Annotated in this window: 14 protein-coding genes and 1 tRNA gene; 9 read left to right on the forward strand and 6 right to left on the reverse strand. The window is 70.6% G+C overall.

Annotated elements, in window-relative coordinates:
• Nucleotides 1-26: 26 nt before the first annotated feature.
• Both MTES_RS14560 and MTES_RS14565 read left to right on the forward strand, forming a co-directional pair.
• The gene (locus tag MTES_RS14560; protein ID WP_013586039.1) at nucleotides 27-944 is read left to right on the forward strand and encodes an ABC transporter substrate-binding protein; all 918 of its coding nucleotides are present in this window, start codon (nucleotides 27-29) and stop codon (nucleotides 942-944) included.
• A gap of 114 nt (nucleotides 945-1058) precedes the next feature.
• A complete protein-coding gene (locus tag MTES_RS14565; protein WP_013586040.1) occupies nucleotides 1059-2888 on the forward strand; it encodes an ABC-F family ATP-binding cassette domain-containing protein in 1830 nt (609 codons plus the stop codon).
• 22 nt (nucleotides 2889-2910) lie between these two features.
• Here MTES_RS14565 and MTES_RS14570 read toward each other — a convergent pair whose 3' ends face one another.
• Nucleotides 2911-3423, reverse strand: coding sequence for a hypothetical protein (locus tag MTES_RS14570; protein ID WP_013586041.1), 513 nt, complete (start codon nucleotides 3421-3423; stop codon nucleotides 2911-2913).
• A complete protein-coding gene (locus tag MTES_RS14575; RefSeq protein WP_050901880.1) occupies nucleotides 3420-3872 on the reverse strand; it encodes a MarR family winged helix-turn-helix transcriptional regulator in 453 nt (150 codons plus the stop codon). The genes MTES_RS14570 and MTES_RS14575 overlap by 4 nt, the downstream gene beginning before the upstream one ends.
• 133 nt (nucleotides 3873-4005) lie before the next feature.
• Here MTES_RS14575 and MTES_RS14580 point away from each other — a divergent pair.
• The 7 genes from MTES_RS14580 to MTES_RS14610 all read left to right on the forward strand — a co-directional run bounded on the left by MTES_RS14580 (nucleotide 4006) and on the right by MTES_RS14610 (nucleotide 10954).
• Nucleotides 4006-4077 (forward strand) — tRNA-Gln (locus MTES_RS14580).
• Nucleotide 4078: 1 nt separating this feature from the next.
• Complete coding sequence (gene glmU, locus MTES_RS14585) at nucleotides 4079-5527, forward strand: bifunctional UDP-N-acetylglucosamine diphosphorylase/glucosamine-1-phosphate N-acetyltransferase GlmU (protein WP_013586043.1); 1449 nt, start codon at nucleotides 4079-4081, stop codon at nucleotides 5525-5527.
• Nucleotides 5517-6551: a ribose-phosphate diphosphokinase gene (locus tag MTES_RS14590; RefSeq protein WP_013586044.1), complete on the forward strand. Its 1035-nt coding sequence runs from the start codon at nucleotides 5517-5519 to the stop codon at nucleotides 6549-6551. The genes glmU and MTES_RS14590 overlap by 11 nt, the downstream gene beginning before the upstream one ends.
• Before the next feature lie 346 nt (nucleotides 6552-6897).
• The gene (locus tag MTES_RS14595) at nucleotides 6898-7395 is read left to right on the forward strand and encodes an FMN-binding protein (RefSeq protein ID WP_013586046.1); all 498 of its coding nucleotides are present in this window, start codon (nucleotides 6898-6900) and stop codon (nucleotides 7393-7395) included.
• 4 nt (nucleotides 7396-7399) lie between these two features.
• Nucleotides 7400-8278: an FAD:protein FMN transferase gene (locus MTES_RS14600; protein ID WP_013586047.1), complete on the forward strand. Its 879-nt coding sequence runs from the start codon at nucleotides 7400-7402 to the stop codon at nucleotides 8276-8278.
• A 31-nt stretch (nucleotides 8279-8309) separates the two neighbouring features.
• Nucleotides 8310-9863, forward strand: a complete 1554-nt coding sequence (locus MTES_RS14605; protein ID WP_013586048.1) for an FAD-dependent oxidoreductase — start codon at nucleotides 8310-8312, stop codon at nucleotides 9861-9863.
• A 77-nt stretch (nucleotides 9864-9940) separates the two neighbouring features.
• Entirely contained in the window at nucleotides 9941-10954 is a 1014-nt protein-coding gene (locus MTES_RS14610; RefSeq protein ID WP_013586049.1) for a YdcF family protein, read from the forward strand.
• A gap of 14 nt (nucleotides 10955-10968) precedes the next feature.
• Here MTES_RS14610 and MTES_RS14615 read toward each other — a convergent pair whose 3' ends face one another.
• From MTES_RS14615 to gndA, 4 genes are all read right to left on the reverse strand, one after another.
• Nucleotides 10969-12426: a sensor histidine kinase gene (locus MTES_RS14615; protein ID WP_080575433.1), complete on the reverse strand. Its 1458-nt coding sequence runs from the start codon at nucleotides 12424-12426 to the stop codon at nucleotides 10969-10971.
• Between the two features lie 71 nt (nucleotides 12427-12497).
• Nucleotides 12498-13232 carry a response regulator transcription factor gene (locus tag MTES_RS14620; protein ID WP_013586051.1) on the reverse strand — a complete coding sequence of 245 codons (735 nt, stop codon included), beginning with the start codon at nucleotides 13230-13232 and terminating at the stop codon, nucleotides 12498-12500.
• 5 nt (nucleotides 13233-13237) lie between these two features.
• Complete coding sequence (locus MTES_RS14625) at nucleotides 13238-13705, reverse strand: VanZ family protein (protein WP_148272892.1); 468 nt, start codon at nucleotides 13703-13705, stop codon at nucleotides 13238-13240.
• A gap of 34 nt (nucleotides 13706-13739) precedes the next feature.
• Entirely contained in the window at nucleotides 13740-15335 is a 1596-nt protein-coding gene (gene gndA / locus MTES_RS14630) for an NADP-dependent phosphogluconate dehydrogenase (protein WP_013586053.1), read from the reverse strand.
• Nucleotides 15336-15345 lie beyond the last annotated feature (10 nt).

The following is a 15345-nucleotide window of genomic DNA, read 5'->3' on the forward strand; positions in this document are numbered from 1 at the left end:
CCGAATCACCAGAAAAGAGAGCACCCATGTTCACAGCACGAACCCGGAAGGGCCTCGGCCTCTTCGCCGGCCTCGCGGTCGCCTCGCTCGCCCTCGCCGGTTGCGGCGGCGGATCCAGCGATCCCCTCAGCAACGGCGGCGGAGACGCCTCGGCCTCGTCCGACACCATCGTCGTCGGCTCGCAGGCGTACTACTCGAACGAGATCATCGCCGAGATCTACGCGCAGGCGCTCGAGGGCGCCGGCAAGACCGTCACCCGTCAGTTCCAGATCGGTCAGCGCGACGCGTACATCCCGCTGCTCGAGGACGGCACCGTCTCGGTCTTCCCCGAGTACACCGGCAACCTCCTGCAGTTCTTCGAGGCGGACACCACCGCCCGTAGCTCGGATGACGTCTACAAGGCCCTGCCCGCGGCTCTTCCCGAGGGTCTCGAGGTCCTCGACCAGTCGCCCGCGACCGACCAGGACTCGATCACCGTCACCAAGGCCTTCGCCGACGCGAACGGCCTCACCTCGATCGCCGACCTCGCGAAGGTGACCTCGGGTCTGACCCTCGGCGGGAACTCCGAGCTCGCCGATCGCCCCTACGGCCCGAAGGGTCTGCAGTCGACCTACGGCGTGAGCGTGCAGTTCTCGGCCACGGGTGAGACCACGGTCGACGACCTCATCGCCGGCACGATCCAGGTCGCGAACGTCTACACGGCCGACCCCCGCGTCAAGACCGACAACCTCGTCAACCTGACCGACCCCAAGGACCTGTTCCTCGCGTCGAACGTCGTGCCGGTCGTGAACGCGAACGTCGCCTCGGACGTGTCCGACGTGCTGAACAAGGTCAGCGCGAAGCTCACGACGGAGGGCCTCATCCAGATGAACGTCGAGTCGACGGTCGACCAGAAGTCGTCCGCCGACATCGCCAAGGAATGGCTCTCGGCCAACGGCCTCTGAGTCCCTTCCTCGCTGACGGGGTCGTCCGGTTCGCCGGGCGGCCCCGTCCTCGTTTCCGGATGCCACAGCCCGGGCGCGCTGCCGACCCCGGGCACCGCGTAGCCTGGGACGGATATGGCACATCTGCTCGGGGGCGAAGCCCTGCACCTGGAATACCCGACCAAGGTCGTCTTCGACTCCGTCTCGCTCGGCGTGAACGAGGGCGATCGCATCGGCATCGTCGGTCGTAACGGCGACGGCAAGTCGAGTCTGCTCGGCATGCTCGCCGGCCTCCGCGAGCCCGACGGCGGGCGCGTGACCGTGCGCGGCGGGGTCACCGTCGGCGTGCTGGATCAGCAGGACACCCTCGACGACGACGACACGATCGGCCACGCGGTGGTCGGCGACCGGCCCGAGCACGAGTGGGCGGGAGATGCGCGCACGCGCGACGTGATCGCGGGCCTTCTCGGCGACCTGCCGTGGGACGCGCGCCTCGGCGATCTCTCCGGTGGTCAGCGTCGCCGCGTCGCGCTGGCGAAGCTGCTCTCGGGCGACTGGGACGTGCTGTTCCTCGACGAGCCGACGAACCACCTCGACGTCGAGGCCATCACCTGGCTCGCCGGACATCTCAAGAAGCGCTGGGCCCCCAGCGCCGGGGGCCTGCTCGTCGTGACCCACGACCGGTGGTTCCTCGACGAGATCTGCACCATGACGTGGGAGGTGCACGACCGCCTCGTCGAGCCCTTCGAGGGCGGCTACGCGGCGTACATCCTGCAGCGCGTCGAGCGCGATCGTCAGGCGGCATCGATCGAACAGCGCCGACAGAACCTCGCGCGCAAAGAGCTCGCGTGGCTGCGCCGCGGGGCGCCCGCCCGCACGTCGAAGCCGAAGTTCCGCATCGACGCCGCGAACGAGCTCATCGCGGATGTCCCGGAGATCCGCGACAAGGTGGCGCTGCAGTCGCTCGCGGTCGCGCGCCTGGGCAAGGACGTGGTCGATCTGCTCGACGCGGGCGTGACCTTCCCTTCGACAGGCTCAGGGACCGGCTCGGCTCCCGCCGAGCCCCGGGTCGTGCTGAAAGACGTGGAGTGGCGCATCGCGCCGGGGGAGCGCACCGGCATCCTGGGCGTCAACGGCGCGGGGAAGTCGACGCTGCTGAACCTCGTGACCGGGTCGCTCGAGCCCACGTCCGGGCGGGTCAAGCGCGGCAAGACCGTCAAGGTGGCCACCCTCACCCAACGCCTCGACGAGCTCGACCAGCACCTGAACGACCCGGTGCGCGTGGTGATCTCGAACCTGCGCACCACGTACGCCTTCGGGACCGGATCGAAGGCGCAGGAGCTGACCCCGGGACAGCTGCTGGAGCGTCTCGGGTTCTCCAGCGCCCAGCTCTCGACGCCGGTGAAAGACCTCTCGGGCGGTCAGAAGCGGCGGCTGCAGCTGCTGCTCGTGATCCTCGACCAGCCGAACGTGCTGATCCTCGACGAGCCCACCAACGACCTCGACACCGACATGCTCGCGGCGATGGAAGACCTCCTCGACTCGTGGTCGGGCACCCTCATCGTCGTCTCGCACGACCGCTACTTCCTCGAGCGCGTCACCGACCAGCAGTACGCGATCCTCGACGCCAAGCTCCGTCACCTCCCCGGGGGCGTCGACGAGTACCTGCGCCTGCGGGCGCTTCAGGATGCCGAGCCCTCGAGGCCGGCGGCATCCGGAACCGCGTCCGCAGCCCCCGGCCTGCAGGGCGCGGAACTGCGGGCGGCCCAGAAGGAGGCCTCGGCCGCCGAGCGGAAGATCGAGAAGCTGCAGCAGCAGATCGACAGAGCGAAGGCCGCTCTCGCCGACCACGACCAGGCGGACTACGTGGGACTGGGCAAGGAGATGCAGCGCATCTCGACGCTCGAGGCCGAGCGCGACGAGCTCGAGATGCGGTGGTTCGAGCTCACGGAGTCGATCGGCTGACCCGCGGTGCGGAGGGCGCGCGTCAGTGCACGAGCGTCTCGAGCACGATGATGAACACCCCGAGCACGGCGGTCGACAGAGCGCCCAGAAGACGGGCGGCGAGCCGGGACCCGCGGCGACGGTAGGCGTTGTACCCGAGCAGAGCCAGGACGCCCATCGTGACGTACGCCGTCCAATCCGAGGCGTCATCGATCGTGGCGTTCGTGATCCCGCCGTAGACCAGGCACAGGGCGGCGGGGACGGACGCGTAAAGCATGCCCGCGCCGTGGCGCATCGCCTCGCGGGTGGCTCGCCGCAGTCCGTGCGTGCCGTGTTCGGTCAGCGTGTGCGCGAAGACGTGGGCGATGAAGAAGACGAGGAGGGGGAAGACCGAGGACGCGAGGAGGTCCCACGGCGAGTCGGCGTGGTCCTCGGCGATCGTGACGAAGGACGCGTACACGATGATGCCGTAGATGGCGGCGGGGGAGCGGAATCGGACGTCGAACCACGCCCGCACCCGCGTCCAGGCCGACGGGGCCTCTACCGTCTCGCTCACGCGTCGAATCCCATGCTCAGCTTGCGCAGCAGGGTGGCGAGGCGGTCGCGGTCGCTCCGCGACAGCCCGTCGAGCAGCAGGGCCTCGGCGTCCACCAGGCGGGTGATGGCGGCGTCGACGCGCACGCGGCCGTCGTCGGTGAGGGTCACGAGAATGCTCCGTCCATCGCCGGGGTCGGATTCGCGTCGCACGAACCGGCGGGCGACGAGCCGGTCGATGCGGTTGGTCATCGTGCCGCTGGAGACGAGGGTCTGCTGCAGCAGTTGCTTCGGGCTCAGCTGGTACGGCTCGCCGGCTCGACGAAGGGCCGAGAGCACGTCCCACTCCCACGACTCGATGTCGCTGCGGCGGAACGCCTCTTTGCGGGCGATGTCGAGGTGGCGCGAGAGTCGGGCCACGCGCGAGAGCACCTCGAGGGGGGAGAAGTCCAGATCGGGGCGCTGGCGCATCCACGCGTCGACGATGCGGTCGACCTCGTCGCTGTCCCCGTGTGTGCTCACGGTCTCATTATGGCGAGAGCGGGCGACCCGCCGACGCGCGGGTGGCGGGTCTGGCAGACTTGACCGGTGCCCGCGGGCACGATCCGCCGTGGTGTAACGGCAGCACGACAGCCTTTGGAGCTGTTAGGTCCAGGTTCGAATCCTGGCGGCGGAGCATGACCTCAACGACCGAGCTCGCCGTCGTCGTCCTGGCCGCGGGCCAGGGAACCCGTATGCGTTCGCGCATCCCGAAGGTGCTGCACCCCGTGGGCGGGCGGCCCCTCGTCGGGCATGTGCTCGACACCGCGGCATCCCTCGATCCCGCCCGGATCGTCGTCGTCGTGCGCCACGAGCGCGAGAGGGTCGCCGAGACCGTCGCCGAACTCGCGCCCGGTGTCGTGGTCGTCGACCAGGACGAGGTTCCCGGCACGGGGCGCGCGGTCGAGGCCGCCCTCGACGCGCTCGACGGGTTCGACGGCGACGTGCTCGTGCTGAGCGCCGACGTCCCGCTGCTCGAGACCGGCACGCTCACCGAGCTGCTCGCCACGCACCGCTCGGGCGGCACGGCCGTGACGCTCCTGAGCGCGCGCGTCGACCAGCCGTTCGGCTACGGTCGCATCCTGCGCGACGAGACGGACGGCGTCCGCCGGATCGTGGAGCAGAAGGATGCCACGGCCGACGAGGCCGCGGTCACCGAGATCAACGTCGGCGTGTACGTCTTCCGAGCCGTCCCGCTGCGTGCCCAGCTCGCGCTCGTCGGTACCGACAACGCCCAGGGCGAGAAGTACCTCACCGACGTGGTCGGCCTTCTCCGTGACGCGCAGCTCGGGGTCGCGGCATCCGTCACCTCCGACGCCGCGGCGGCGCTGGGGGTGAACGACCGCGTTCAGCTCTCGGAGGCGGGGCGGACGCTCAACGCGCGCACCGTGCGCCGCTGGCAGCTGGAGGGCGTCACCGTCGTGGATCCGGCGACCACCTGGATCGACGTCACCGCGACCCTCGCTCCCGACGTCACGATCCTGCCCAACACGCACGTGCGCGGCGCGACGGTCATCGCCTCGGGAGCCACGATCGGCCCCGACACCACGCTCACCGACTGCGAGGTGGGGGAGGACGCCACGATCACCCGCACGGACGGGACCCTCGCCGTCATCGAGGCCGGCGCCACCGTCGGCCCCTTCGCCTACCTGCGCGCGAACGCCCGGGTCGGCGTGAACGGCAAGGTCGGGACCTTCGTCGAGGTGAAGAATTCCTCCATCGGCGAGGGGAGCAAGGTGCCGCACCTGTCGTACATCGGCGACACCGACATCGGTCGCGGGGTCAACCTGGGTGCCGGCGCGATCACCGCGAACTACGACGATCTCACCAAGCACCGCACCGTGATCGGCGACGAGGTGCACAGCGGCTCGCACAACGTCTTCGTCGCGCCGGTTACGATTGGAGACGGCGCCAAGACGGGCGCCGGCGCGGTCATCCGCAAGGACGTCCCGGCCGGCGCACTGGCGCTCAGCGTGTCACCCCAGCGCAACATCGAGGGGTGGGTCGAGAAGAACCGACCGGGCACCGCAGCGGCCGACGTGGCTGCGCGGGCTCGGGCTGAACAGGAAGCGGCCGATGGCTCGTAAGAAGAATCGTGTAGACCTCGACCGCGACAACGGCATCGCCCCCGGGCTCGTCGCCAAGACCAAGAAGCGGCTCGTCGTCGCCTCGGGCCGCTCGCACCCCGACTTGGCGAAGCAGGTCGCCGAGCACCTCGGCACCGAGCTGGCCCCCACCGAGCACCGCACGTTCGCCTCGGGTGAGATCTACACCCGCTTCGAGGTGTCGATCCGCGGGTGCGACGTGTTCGTCGTCCAGTCGTTCGGGCCGCCGGTCAACGAGTGGCTGATGGAACTTCTCATCATGCTCGACGCGCTCAAGCGCGCCTCGGCCAAGCGCATCACGGTCGTCGCGCCGTACTTCCCGTATTCGCGGCAGGACAAGAAGGGCCGCGGGCGCGAGCCGATCAGCGCCCGCCTCGTCGCCGATCTGCTGAAGACCGCCGGTGCCGACCGCATCATGAGCGTCGACCTGCACGCGGCGCAGATCCAAGGCTTCTTCGACGGCCCCGTCGACCACCTCTTCGCCAAGCCCGTGCTCCTCGAGCACTTCGAGCAGGGGCTCACCGGAGAAGACCGCGAGACCCTCACGGTCGTCTCGCCCGACATGGGTCGCGTGCGCGTGGCCGACACGTGGTCCGACAGCCTGGGGGCGCCGCTGGCGATCATCCACAAGCGTCGCGACCCGAAGGTCGCCAACCAGGTCTCGGTGCACGAGATCGTCGGTGACGTGAAGGGCCGCACCTGTCTGCTCGTCGACGACATGATCGACACCGGCGGGACGATCCAGAAGGCCGCGCAGGCGCTCAAGGCCTCGGGTGCCCGCAAGGTCATCGTCGCCGCCACGCACGCGATCTTCAGCGACCCGGCCACCGAGCGCCTGCAGGACCCGGCGATCGACGAGGTCGTCGTCACCGACACCGTGCCGCTGCCCGCCGAGCGCCGGTTCGACCGTCTCACCGTCCTGCCGATCGCGCCGCTGCTCGCGCGCGCGATCCACGAGGTCTTCGAGGACGGCTCGGTCACGAGCATGTTCGGCGGCGACGCGTAAGCATCCTTCGCCCCTCAGCCGTCTCCTTCCGGGAGGCGGCTGAGTTCGTTTCGCGGGTGGGTGCGCTGAGCGTCATGGCGGAGGTGGCTGAGCGCGTCGAAGCCGCCGGTCCCTTCGACGGGCTCAGGGACCTGGGTTGCGGATCCGGGACCTGGGCTGCGGGTCAGGGACCTGGCATGGCGGAGGTGGCTGAGCGCGTCGAAGCCGCCGGTTCCTTCGGCGGGCTCAGGGGCCTGTCCACCGTTCGTTCATAGCTCGCACAAAAGAATGAACCGGGGAGCGTCCAAGGTCGTGTCCCTACCGTGAGTACGCACGCGCCGCGAGGCACGACCGAAGGAGGACCCTCATGATCCGCACCACCGCCGTACCCCGTCCCGTCCGCATCGGCACCGCCCTGCTGGGCGTCGCCGGCATCGTCACCCTGGCCGGATGCTCGGGTGGCACGACCACCGACGCCGCTGCTCCCGCCGAGACGGCGCCCGCGGCGACCTCGGCCCCCACCTCGAGCGCGACGACCGACAGCTCGACGACCTCGAGCACGTCGGGCACCTACAAGGACGGCACCTACGAGGCCACGGGCCAGTACGCGACCCCCGAGAGCGTCGAGACCGTCGACGTCACCCTCACCCTGGCCGGTGACACCATCACCGACGTGACCGTCACGGGCGACCCCCAGGCGGCGGAGTCCAAGGAGTACCAGAGCAAGTTCATCGGCGGAATCAAGAGCGAGGTCGTGGGCAAGAAGCTCGACGAGATCTCGGTGAGCAAGGTCGCGGGCTCCTCGCTCACCAGCGGGGGCTTCAACAAGGCCGTCGACACCATCAAGACCGAGGCCAAGGCCTGACGTCATGACCACTCCGACCGCGACGGGTTCGACCTGGACCTTCGACGCGATCGGCACGTCGTGGGCGATCGAGACGGCATCCCCCCTGCCCTCGATCGCCCGCGACGCGGTGTCGGCCGTGATCGAGCGCTTCGACCGGGAGTGGTCGCGGTTCCGCGACGACTCCCTCGTCTCCGCGCTCGCGGACGGACGCGCGGCATCCGTTCCCGCCCCCGGTGATGCGGATGCCATGCTCTCGCTGTACGACGAGCTCGACACCGCGACGGCCGGTGCCGTCAATCCGCTCGTCGGCGACGCCCTGGCGCGCCTGGGCTACGACGCCCGGCTCACGCTTGCGCCGTGGGGAGACCCCGAGCCGGCACCGGCCTGGCGCGACACCCTCTCGTTCCGAGACGGGCGACTCTCCGTGACGCGTCCCGCGACGATCGACGTGGGGGCGCTCGGTAAGGGCCGTCTCGTCGACCTCGTCCTCGGCACCGTGCGCGAGCATGTCGACGGCGACCTCGTCGTCGATGCCTCGGGCGACCTGGCGGCACGCGGGGAGCCGCTCCGCGTCGCGCTGGAACACCCCTACGACACCACCCGCGCGATCGGCGTCGCCACCGTGACGGACGCCGCGCTGTGCGCCTCGGCCATCAACCGTCGAGCGTGGGGGGACAACCTCCACCACGTCCTCGACGCCCGCACGGGCGCGCCGGTCCGGGCGTTCGCCGCGACGTGGGCGCTGGCGGACACCGCGATGCGGGCCGACGCTCTCGCGACCGCCCTGTTCTTCGACGGGGGGCCCGAGCTCGCGGCATCCTGGAACGCGCACTGGGTGCGCATGCACACCGACGGCCGCGTGGAGTGGTCGCCGGGCTTCGACGGGGAGATCTTCGCGTGATCCCCGCGCCTCAGCTTTCGAAGGGAACCTCATGAGCGCCACACTCACCGCGGGCTCGACCCGCGTGCTCGGTCTGATCGGCCGGGTCTCGATGTACCGCCTGGTGATGTCGTCCCTGGGCCTGCTGGCCCTCTACGCCCTCGTGCTCTCGTTCGCGGGGCAGATCGGGCCGCAGCCGCTCGAGATCGTCGCGAGCGCCGTCGTCCTCGCCGTCGCGTGCGGGGCGACCGACCTCATCGCGCAGAGCCTGCTCCGGATGCCACGACGCCTGGAATCGTCCCTGATCACCGCGGCGATCCTGCTGTTCGTCCTGCGCCCGACGGTGGAGCCCCTCGGCCTGGCGGGGCTCGCCCTCGCCGGGGTCGCGGCATCCGCGTCGAAGTACCTGCTCGCGTGGCGCGGGCGCCACATCTTCAACCCGGCCGCCACGGGCGCGGCGGTCGTGACGATCGTCAGCATCTGGGCCCCGGATCTCGGGGGGTCGGCCTGGTGGGTGGGCTCGCCGTGGATGGCGGGGCCGGTGCTCGTCCTCGGCGTGCTGCTGCTCCTGCGCACGGACAAGCTCCCGATCGTGGTGACGTTCTGGCTCGTGGGGATGGCCGTCGCCTTCCTGCGCACGACGATCCAGTTCCAGTCGGCGGGCTTCCCGGTCGACGTGCCCGCGGTGCTCCTGCAGGTCGCCTTCTCGTCGCCGTTCCTCTTCCTCGGCGCGTTCATGCTGTCGGAGCCGCTGACCCTTCCCCCGCGTCGCGTGCAGCAGTACGCCGTCGCGGTCGTGGTGGGCGTCCTGGCGGGATGGCCGATCGCGGTGGGGGCGATCACCCTCGGCCAGGAGCGCGCGCTGCTGATCGGCAACCTCGTCGCGTTCCTCTTCTGCCTGCGTGCGGCCGTCCGGCTGCGCGTCGAGGGACGTCGCGACCTCACGCCGACCGTGCGCGAGCTGACGTTCCACGCGGCCCGTCCGTTCGCGTTCTCGCCCGGGCAGTATCTCGAGCTCGACGTGCCGCACCGTCGCCCCGACGCGCGCGGAACGCGACGGGAGTTCTCGATCGTCTCGGCCCCCGAAGACCTTCCCGAGGTGCGGATCGCCTTCAAGGACGGCTCGCAGTCCTCGTACAAGAAGGCGCTCGCGGCCGTGGAGCCCGGCTCGACCCTTGCGGTGACGGGCGTGTGGGGAGACTTCATCCTGCCCGCGCGTCCGACCGCCCCCGTGCTGCTGGTCGCCGCGGGCATCGGCGTGACGCCGTTCGTCTCGCAGCTGCGCCACCTCATGGCCACGGGACAGCGTCGCGACGCGGTGCTCGTCTACGTCGTGTCGGAGCCGGGGGAGCTCGCCTTCCGCGACGAGATCGCCGCCAGCGGCATCCCGGTCATCGTCTTCTCGCGCGACGAGCCCCGCGATCTGCCCGAGGGGTGGACGTGGGCCGGTCCCGACCGCGTGGATGCCGAGGGCTTGCTCCGCGCGGTCCCCGACATCGCGCAGCGCGCGGCCTACGTCTCGGGTCCGCCGCGGCTGATCTCGGCGTTGGCCCCCGCGCTGGCCAAGGCGAAGTCGCTCACCACGGACGCGTTCGCCGGGTACTGACACGCTGACGGACGCACACGCCGGGCGCGGCGGCAAGCGACCGCGAGGGGCGTCCTCGGCGCGATAGCGTCGCGGATATGCTCCTCCTGGCTTTCGCCGCGCTGCTGCTCGTCGTCTTCGCGGTCGCGCGGGCGCGTCAGCGCGCGCAGCTGCGCGAGGGCACCCTGCTCGTCGCCGCGGTCGTCTTCGCCGCGCTGGGGGTCCTTCAGCTGCTCGTGCAGTCGGATCCGGATGCCGCGGCGACGACCGTCCGCGTCGTCGCGGTCGCGACCCCCGTGATCGTGCTGGTGCTGGCGGTGTTCCTCATCACCAACGGCATCACGATGCTCCGGCTCGAGGGGCGGAGCCTCGCGAACCTCCTGTCGTTGATCGCGGGCGTCGGGTTGCTCGTGTTCCCCCTCCTCCTGCTCGCCCTGCTCGCGTGGGGCGGATTCGGCGGCTTCGTCGTGGCCGCCGGCGTCGTCCTGGTGGCGGGCTATGCGGCAGCGGCGTTCGTGGCGTTCCTCGTCTCATCGCTCCTGTATGCCGCGCTCCCGGCGCCGCGGCGCCCGCGTGCGATCGTCGTCCTCGGCTCGGGCCTCATCCGAGGCGAGGTCCCCCCTCTGCTCCGAGGGCGCCTGGATCGGGCGATCGCCGCGTGGCGGCGGGCGGTGCGAGCCGGGGGAGCGGCTCCCGTCCTCGTCCCCTCCGGCGGGCAGGGACCCGACGAACCGCGGCCCGAGGGGGAGGCGATGGCGGAGTACCTGCGCGACCAGGGGATCCCCGGCGACCTCATCCGCCCCGAGACGCGGTCGCTGAACACGCGGGAGAACCTCGAGTTCTCGCGCGTGATCGTCGACGGGATCGACGGCGGCGGACCGGTGCTGATCGTCACGAGCGACTACCACATGCTGCGCGCGGGACTCCTGGCGCGCCGGAGAATTCCGCGTGCCCGCGTGGTGGGCGCCCGCACGGCGGCCTACTTCGTGCCCAGCGCGTTCCTGCGCGAGTACGTGGCCCTGCTCGCTCGCCAGCGGTGGATGCACGTCGTGTTCGCCCTCGTCTTCGGGGCGACGCTGGTGAGCGTGTACGCGGCGATCTTCCTCGTCTGAGCGGTCCGCCGTCCTCAGTCCGCCGCGGCCTCGCCGGGGTCGAGCGGCTTCGCAGGCAGGCGCACCTCGAAGGTGGTGTCACCGGGGGTGCTCCGGACGCTGATCGAGCCGCGGTGCGCTTCGACGATCGCGCGGGCGATCGACAGACCGAGGCCGGTACCCCCGGTCTTGCGGTCGCGCGAGCGGTCGGCCCGGGCGAAGCGCTCGAACAGCTGCGCGGCCACCGCCGGGTCGACCCCGGGGCCGTCGTCGTGGACCCGGAGCACCGCGTCATCGCCCTCGCGCCGGACCGAGACGCACACTTCGCTTCCCGCCGGCGTGTGGGTGCGGGCGTTGGCGAGGAGGTTCGCCACGACCTGGTGCAGCCGCGCGGCATCGCCCGCGAGCTCGACGGGGTGGTCGTCGACGTCGATCTTCCACACGTGGTCGGGGCCGGCGGGCCGCGCGTCGCCGACGGCCTCGACCGCGAGACGGGTGAGGTCGACCGTGCCGTAGACGAGCTCCTGGCCCTCGTCCAGACGCGCGAGCAGCAGCAGGTCTTCCACGAGCGTGGTCATGCGGATCGACTGGGCCTGGATCCGCTCGAGCGACTGCTCGGTCGTCTCGACCGCCATCGCTGTGCGCTGGCGGGACTCGTCGTCGTGGGCCTGCCGCATGGCGCGCAGCGAGAGCTCGGAGAACCCGCGGATGGATGCCAGGGGCGTGCGCAGCTCGTGACTGGCATCCGCGACGAATCGGCGCATGAGCTCTTCGTTGCGCTGACGGGCGGACAGGGACGCGTCGACCCGGTCCAGGAGGGTGTTCAGCGCCGCGCCGACCTGACCGATCTCGGTGTGGTCGTCGACCTGATCGGCGGGGACGCGTTCGGTGATGGAGACATCGCCCTGGTCCATGCGGATGGATGCCACGCGCGTCGCGGTCTCGGACACCGCCTTGAGGGGCCGGAGGCCCAGGCGGATCACGAGCGCGATCACGGCGGCGAGGAGCAGCAGGCCGCCGGTGGTCACGAGGGCGACCGTGGTGAGGATGGCGCCGATCGTGCCGGTGACCTGCGACAGGGGGAGACCCACGAGCAGCACCTCGTCGCTGCCGGCCGACCCGTAGGGGCGCACGAGGTACTCGCCGAGGTTCGGCAGTTCCACCGTGCGGGCGTTGGGGCTCGACGAGGCGAGGCTCTCCACGATCTGCGCGAGCTCGTCGGAGGTGAGGGCCCGTGAGTTCCCTTCGTCGACGACGGCCCCCGTGGTTCCGCCCAGACGCGTCTTCATGACCATGAGGGTGCCGTTGTCGAACGGACCCGAATCGAGGACGTCCTCGGCCGTGCTCTGCAGGGAGATGCGGGGCTGGGCGAGCGAGGCGACGTCGGTGACCTCTGCCTCGAGGTTGTTGAGCAGCACCCCGCTCAGGATCGCGCTCGTGGAGACGCCGATCATGATGAGGATGAAGGCCACCATGCCGATGACCGCGGTCATCAGGCGCGCTTGGAGGCTCCACGGCCGACCGCGGCGCCACCAGCGCGCGGGTTCGGGGGGTGGAGGGGTCGTCACTGGGGCGCTTTGATCATGTAGCCGACGCCGCGGACCGTGTGGATGAGCGGGTCGTGGCCGGCGTCGATCTTCTTGCGCAGGTACGAGATGTAGAGCTCGACCACGCTCGAGCGGCCGCCGAAGTCGTAGTTCCACACGCGGTCGAGGATCTGGGCCTTCGACACGACGCGGCGCTGGTTGCGCATGAGGAAGCGCAGCAGTTCGAACTCGGTCGCCGTCAGCTCGATCTCGTGGCCCCCGCGCACGACCTCGTGGCTGTCCTCGTTCAGCGACAGGTCGCCCACGCGCAGAATCGGCTCGGAATCGCGCGTGAGAGCCGTTCCGGCGCGGCGCATCAGCCCCCGCAGACGCGCCACCACCTCTTCCAGGCTGAAGGGCTTGGTGACGTAGTCGTCCCCGCCCGCCGTGAGACCCGCGACGCGGTCAGCGACGGCGTCCTTGGCGGTGAGGAAGAGCACGGGCACGTCGTTGCCCGAGTGCCGCAGCCGCTGCAGCACCGCCATGCCGTCGAGGTCCGGCATCATGATGTCGAGCACCATGGCATCCGGAGCGAAGTCGCGCGCGGCCTGCAGGGCGTCGAAGCCGGAGCCCGCGGTGCGGACGTCCCAGCCCTCCATGCGCAGAGCCATCGAGAGAAGATCGGTGAGCATCTGCTCGTCGTCGACGACGAGGACGCGCAGAGCGCTCCCGTCGGGGCGGGTGAAGGCGGGGGCGGCGGCGGTCGCGGTCATGAAACTCATTGTGCGCGCTTATCTATGAGCTTTCTATGGCGTGGGTTATGGGAATCCTGAGAGCGAGCTGCGTGCCGGCCCAGAAACGCCGCGATTCCGACGCCGAGCGCCGCCCCGAGCGTGTTGGCGACGACGTCGCGCACGTCGGCGACGCGGGTCGGGAGGAACAGCAGTTGAATCGTCTCGATCGCCGCGCTGAGCAGCATGCCGGTCAGGATGCCGTGCCACCACCGTCCGCCCCACGCGGGGACGAGGATGCCGAGCGGGACGAACAGCGCCACGTTCGCGGTGAACTCCACCACATCGAAGGTGATCCACGCGGTGGGCGGCCAGGAGTGAAGGACGTGCAGGACCGTGTGCAGGAGGCTGCCGACCCCGGCGTCGTAGATCGTGGGCCGCAGCGTCATCCACCACACGCCGAACGCGTACGACGCCGAAGCGGCGACGAGCATCGCCCGCCGCCGCCTCGTCACGTCTCGACCCCTGGCCGGACGACGGTCTCGACCGTCAGTGGGTGTCCTCGGCCTCGATCTCAGTGCGGTCGCCCGACCAGAGGGTGTGGAACGTGCCCTCCTTGTCGATGCGGCGGTAGGTGTGCGCACCGAAGAAGTCGCGCTGGCCCTGGATGAGGGCCGCGGGCAGGCGCTCGGCGCGCAGGCCGTCGTAGTACGCGAGCGACGAGCTGAACGCGGGGGCGGGGATGCCGCTGGCCGCCGAGAGCGAGACGATGTCGCGCCAGGCGTCCTGGGCGCGGCCCAGCGCCTCCACGAAGTACGGAGCGGTCAGCAGGACGGGCAGCGAAGCCTCGGCGTCGTACGCCTCCGCGATGCGGTTGAGGAACTGCGCGCGGATGATGCAGCCGCCGCGCCAGATCTTGGACACCGCCCCGAGGTCGATGTTCCAGCCGTACTGGGCGGCACCCGCGCGGATCTCGTCGAAGCCCTGGCTGTAGGCCACGATCTTCGAGGCGTAGAGCGCCAGGCGCACCTTCTCGATGAAGGCGTCGGCATCCGCGCCCGCGAGGAGCTCGGTCCCGGAGGGGCCGGGGAGCTCGCGCGAGACCTCGCGCTGCTCGGGGTGGCTCGACAGCGAACGCGCGAAGGTGGCCTCGGCGATGCCCGAGACGGGGACGCCCAGGTCGAGCGCCGTCTGCACCGTCCAGGCGCCGGTGCCCTTGGCGCCGGCCTGGTCGAGGATCACGTCGACCAGCGGCTTGCCGGTCTCGGCGTCGTTCTGGCGGAGCACCTCGGCGGTGATCTCGATGAGGTAGGACTCGAGCTCGCCGCGGTTCCACTCGGCGAAGACGTCGGCGATCTCGGCGGGGGTCTTGCCCGTCGCCTGACGGATGAGGTCGTAGGCCTCGGCGATGAGCTGCATGTCGGCGTACTCGATGCCGTTGTGCACCATCTTCACGAAGTGGCCCGCGCCATCGTGGCCGACGTGCGTCACGCACGGCTCGCCCTCGGCGACGGCCGCGATGGACTTCAGGATCGGTCCGAGCGTGATCCACGATTCGTCGGAGCCGCCGGGCATGAGCGAGGGGCCGAGCAGAGCGCCCTCCTCACCGCCCGAGACGCCCATGCCGACGTAGTTGATGCCGGTCTCGCGGACGGCCTTCTCGCGACGGATCGTGTCGGTGAAGAGGGCGTTGCCGCCGTCGACGATGATGTCGCCGGGCTCGAAGACCTTCACGAGCTCGTCGATGACGAAGTCGGTGGGGCGGCCCGCCTTGACCATGATGATCGCGGTGCGCGGGGTGGTCAGGGAGGCGGCGAAGTCCTCGTACGAGAACGAGGGGACGAAATTCGCCTCGGGGTGCGCCTCGACGAGGTGCTCGGTCTTGTCGGCGCTGCGGTTGAACACCGCGACCGTGTTGCCCTCGCGGCTCGCGAGGTTGCGCGCGAGGTTCGAGCCCATGACCGCGAGGCCGACGACGCCGATGTTCGCGTGCGCCGGACCCTCGCCCTCGGGGCGGGAGTCGGCCTCAGCGGTGGGACGCGCGACCTCTTCGGGGCCGGGTGCACCCTCGTGCACCTGTGCGGCCTCGTGCGGGGCCTGGTCCTGGTCGGTCGAGGGTCCGGTCGGGGAGGGGGTGGACGTCATTCGTTGCTCC

This window comes from Microbacterium testaceum StLB037 (assembly GCF_000202635.1).
Lineage (GTDB): Bacteria > Actinomycetota > Actinomycetes > Actinomycetales > Microbacteriaceae > Microbacterium > Microbacterium testaceum_F.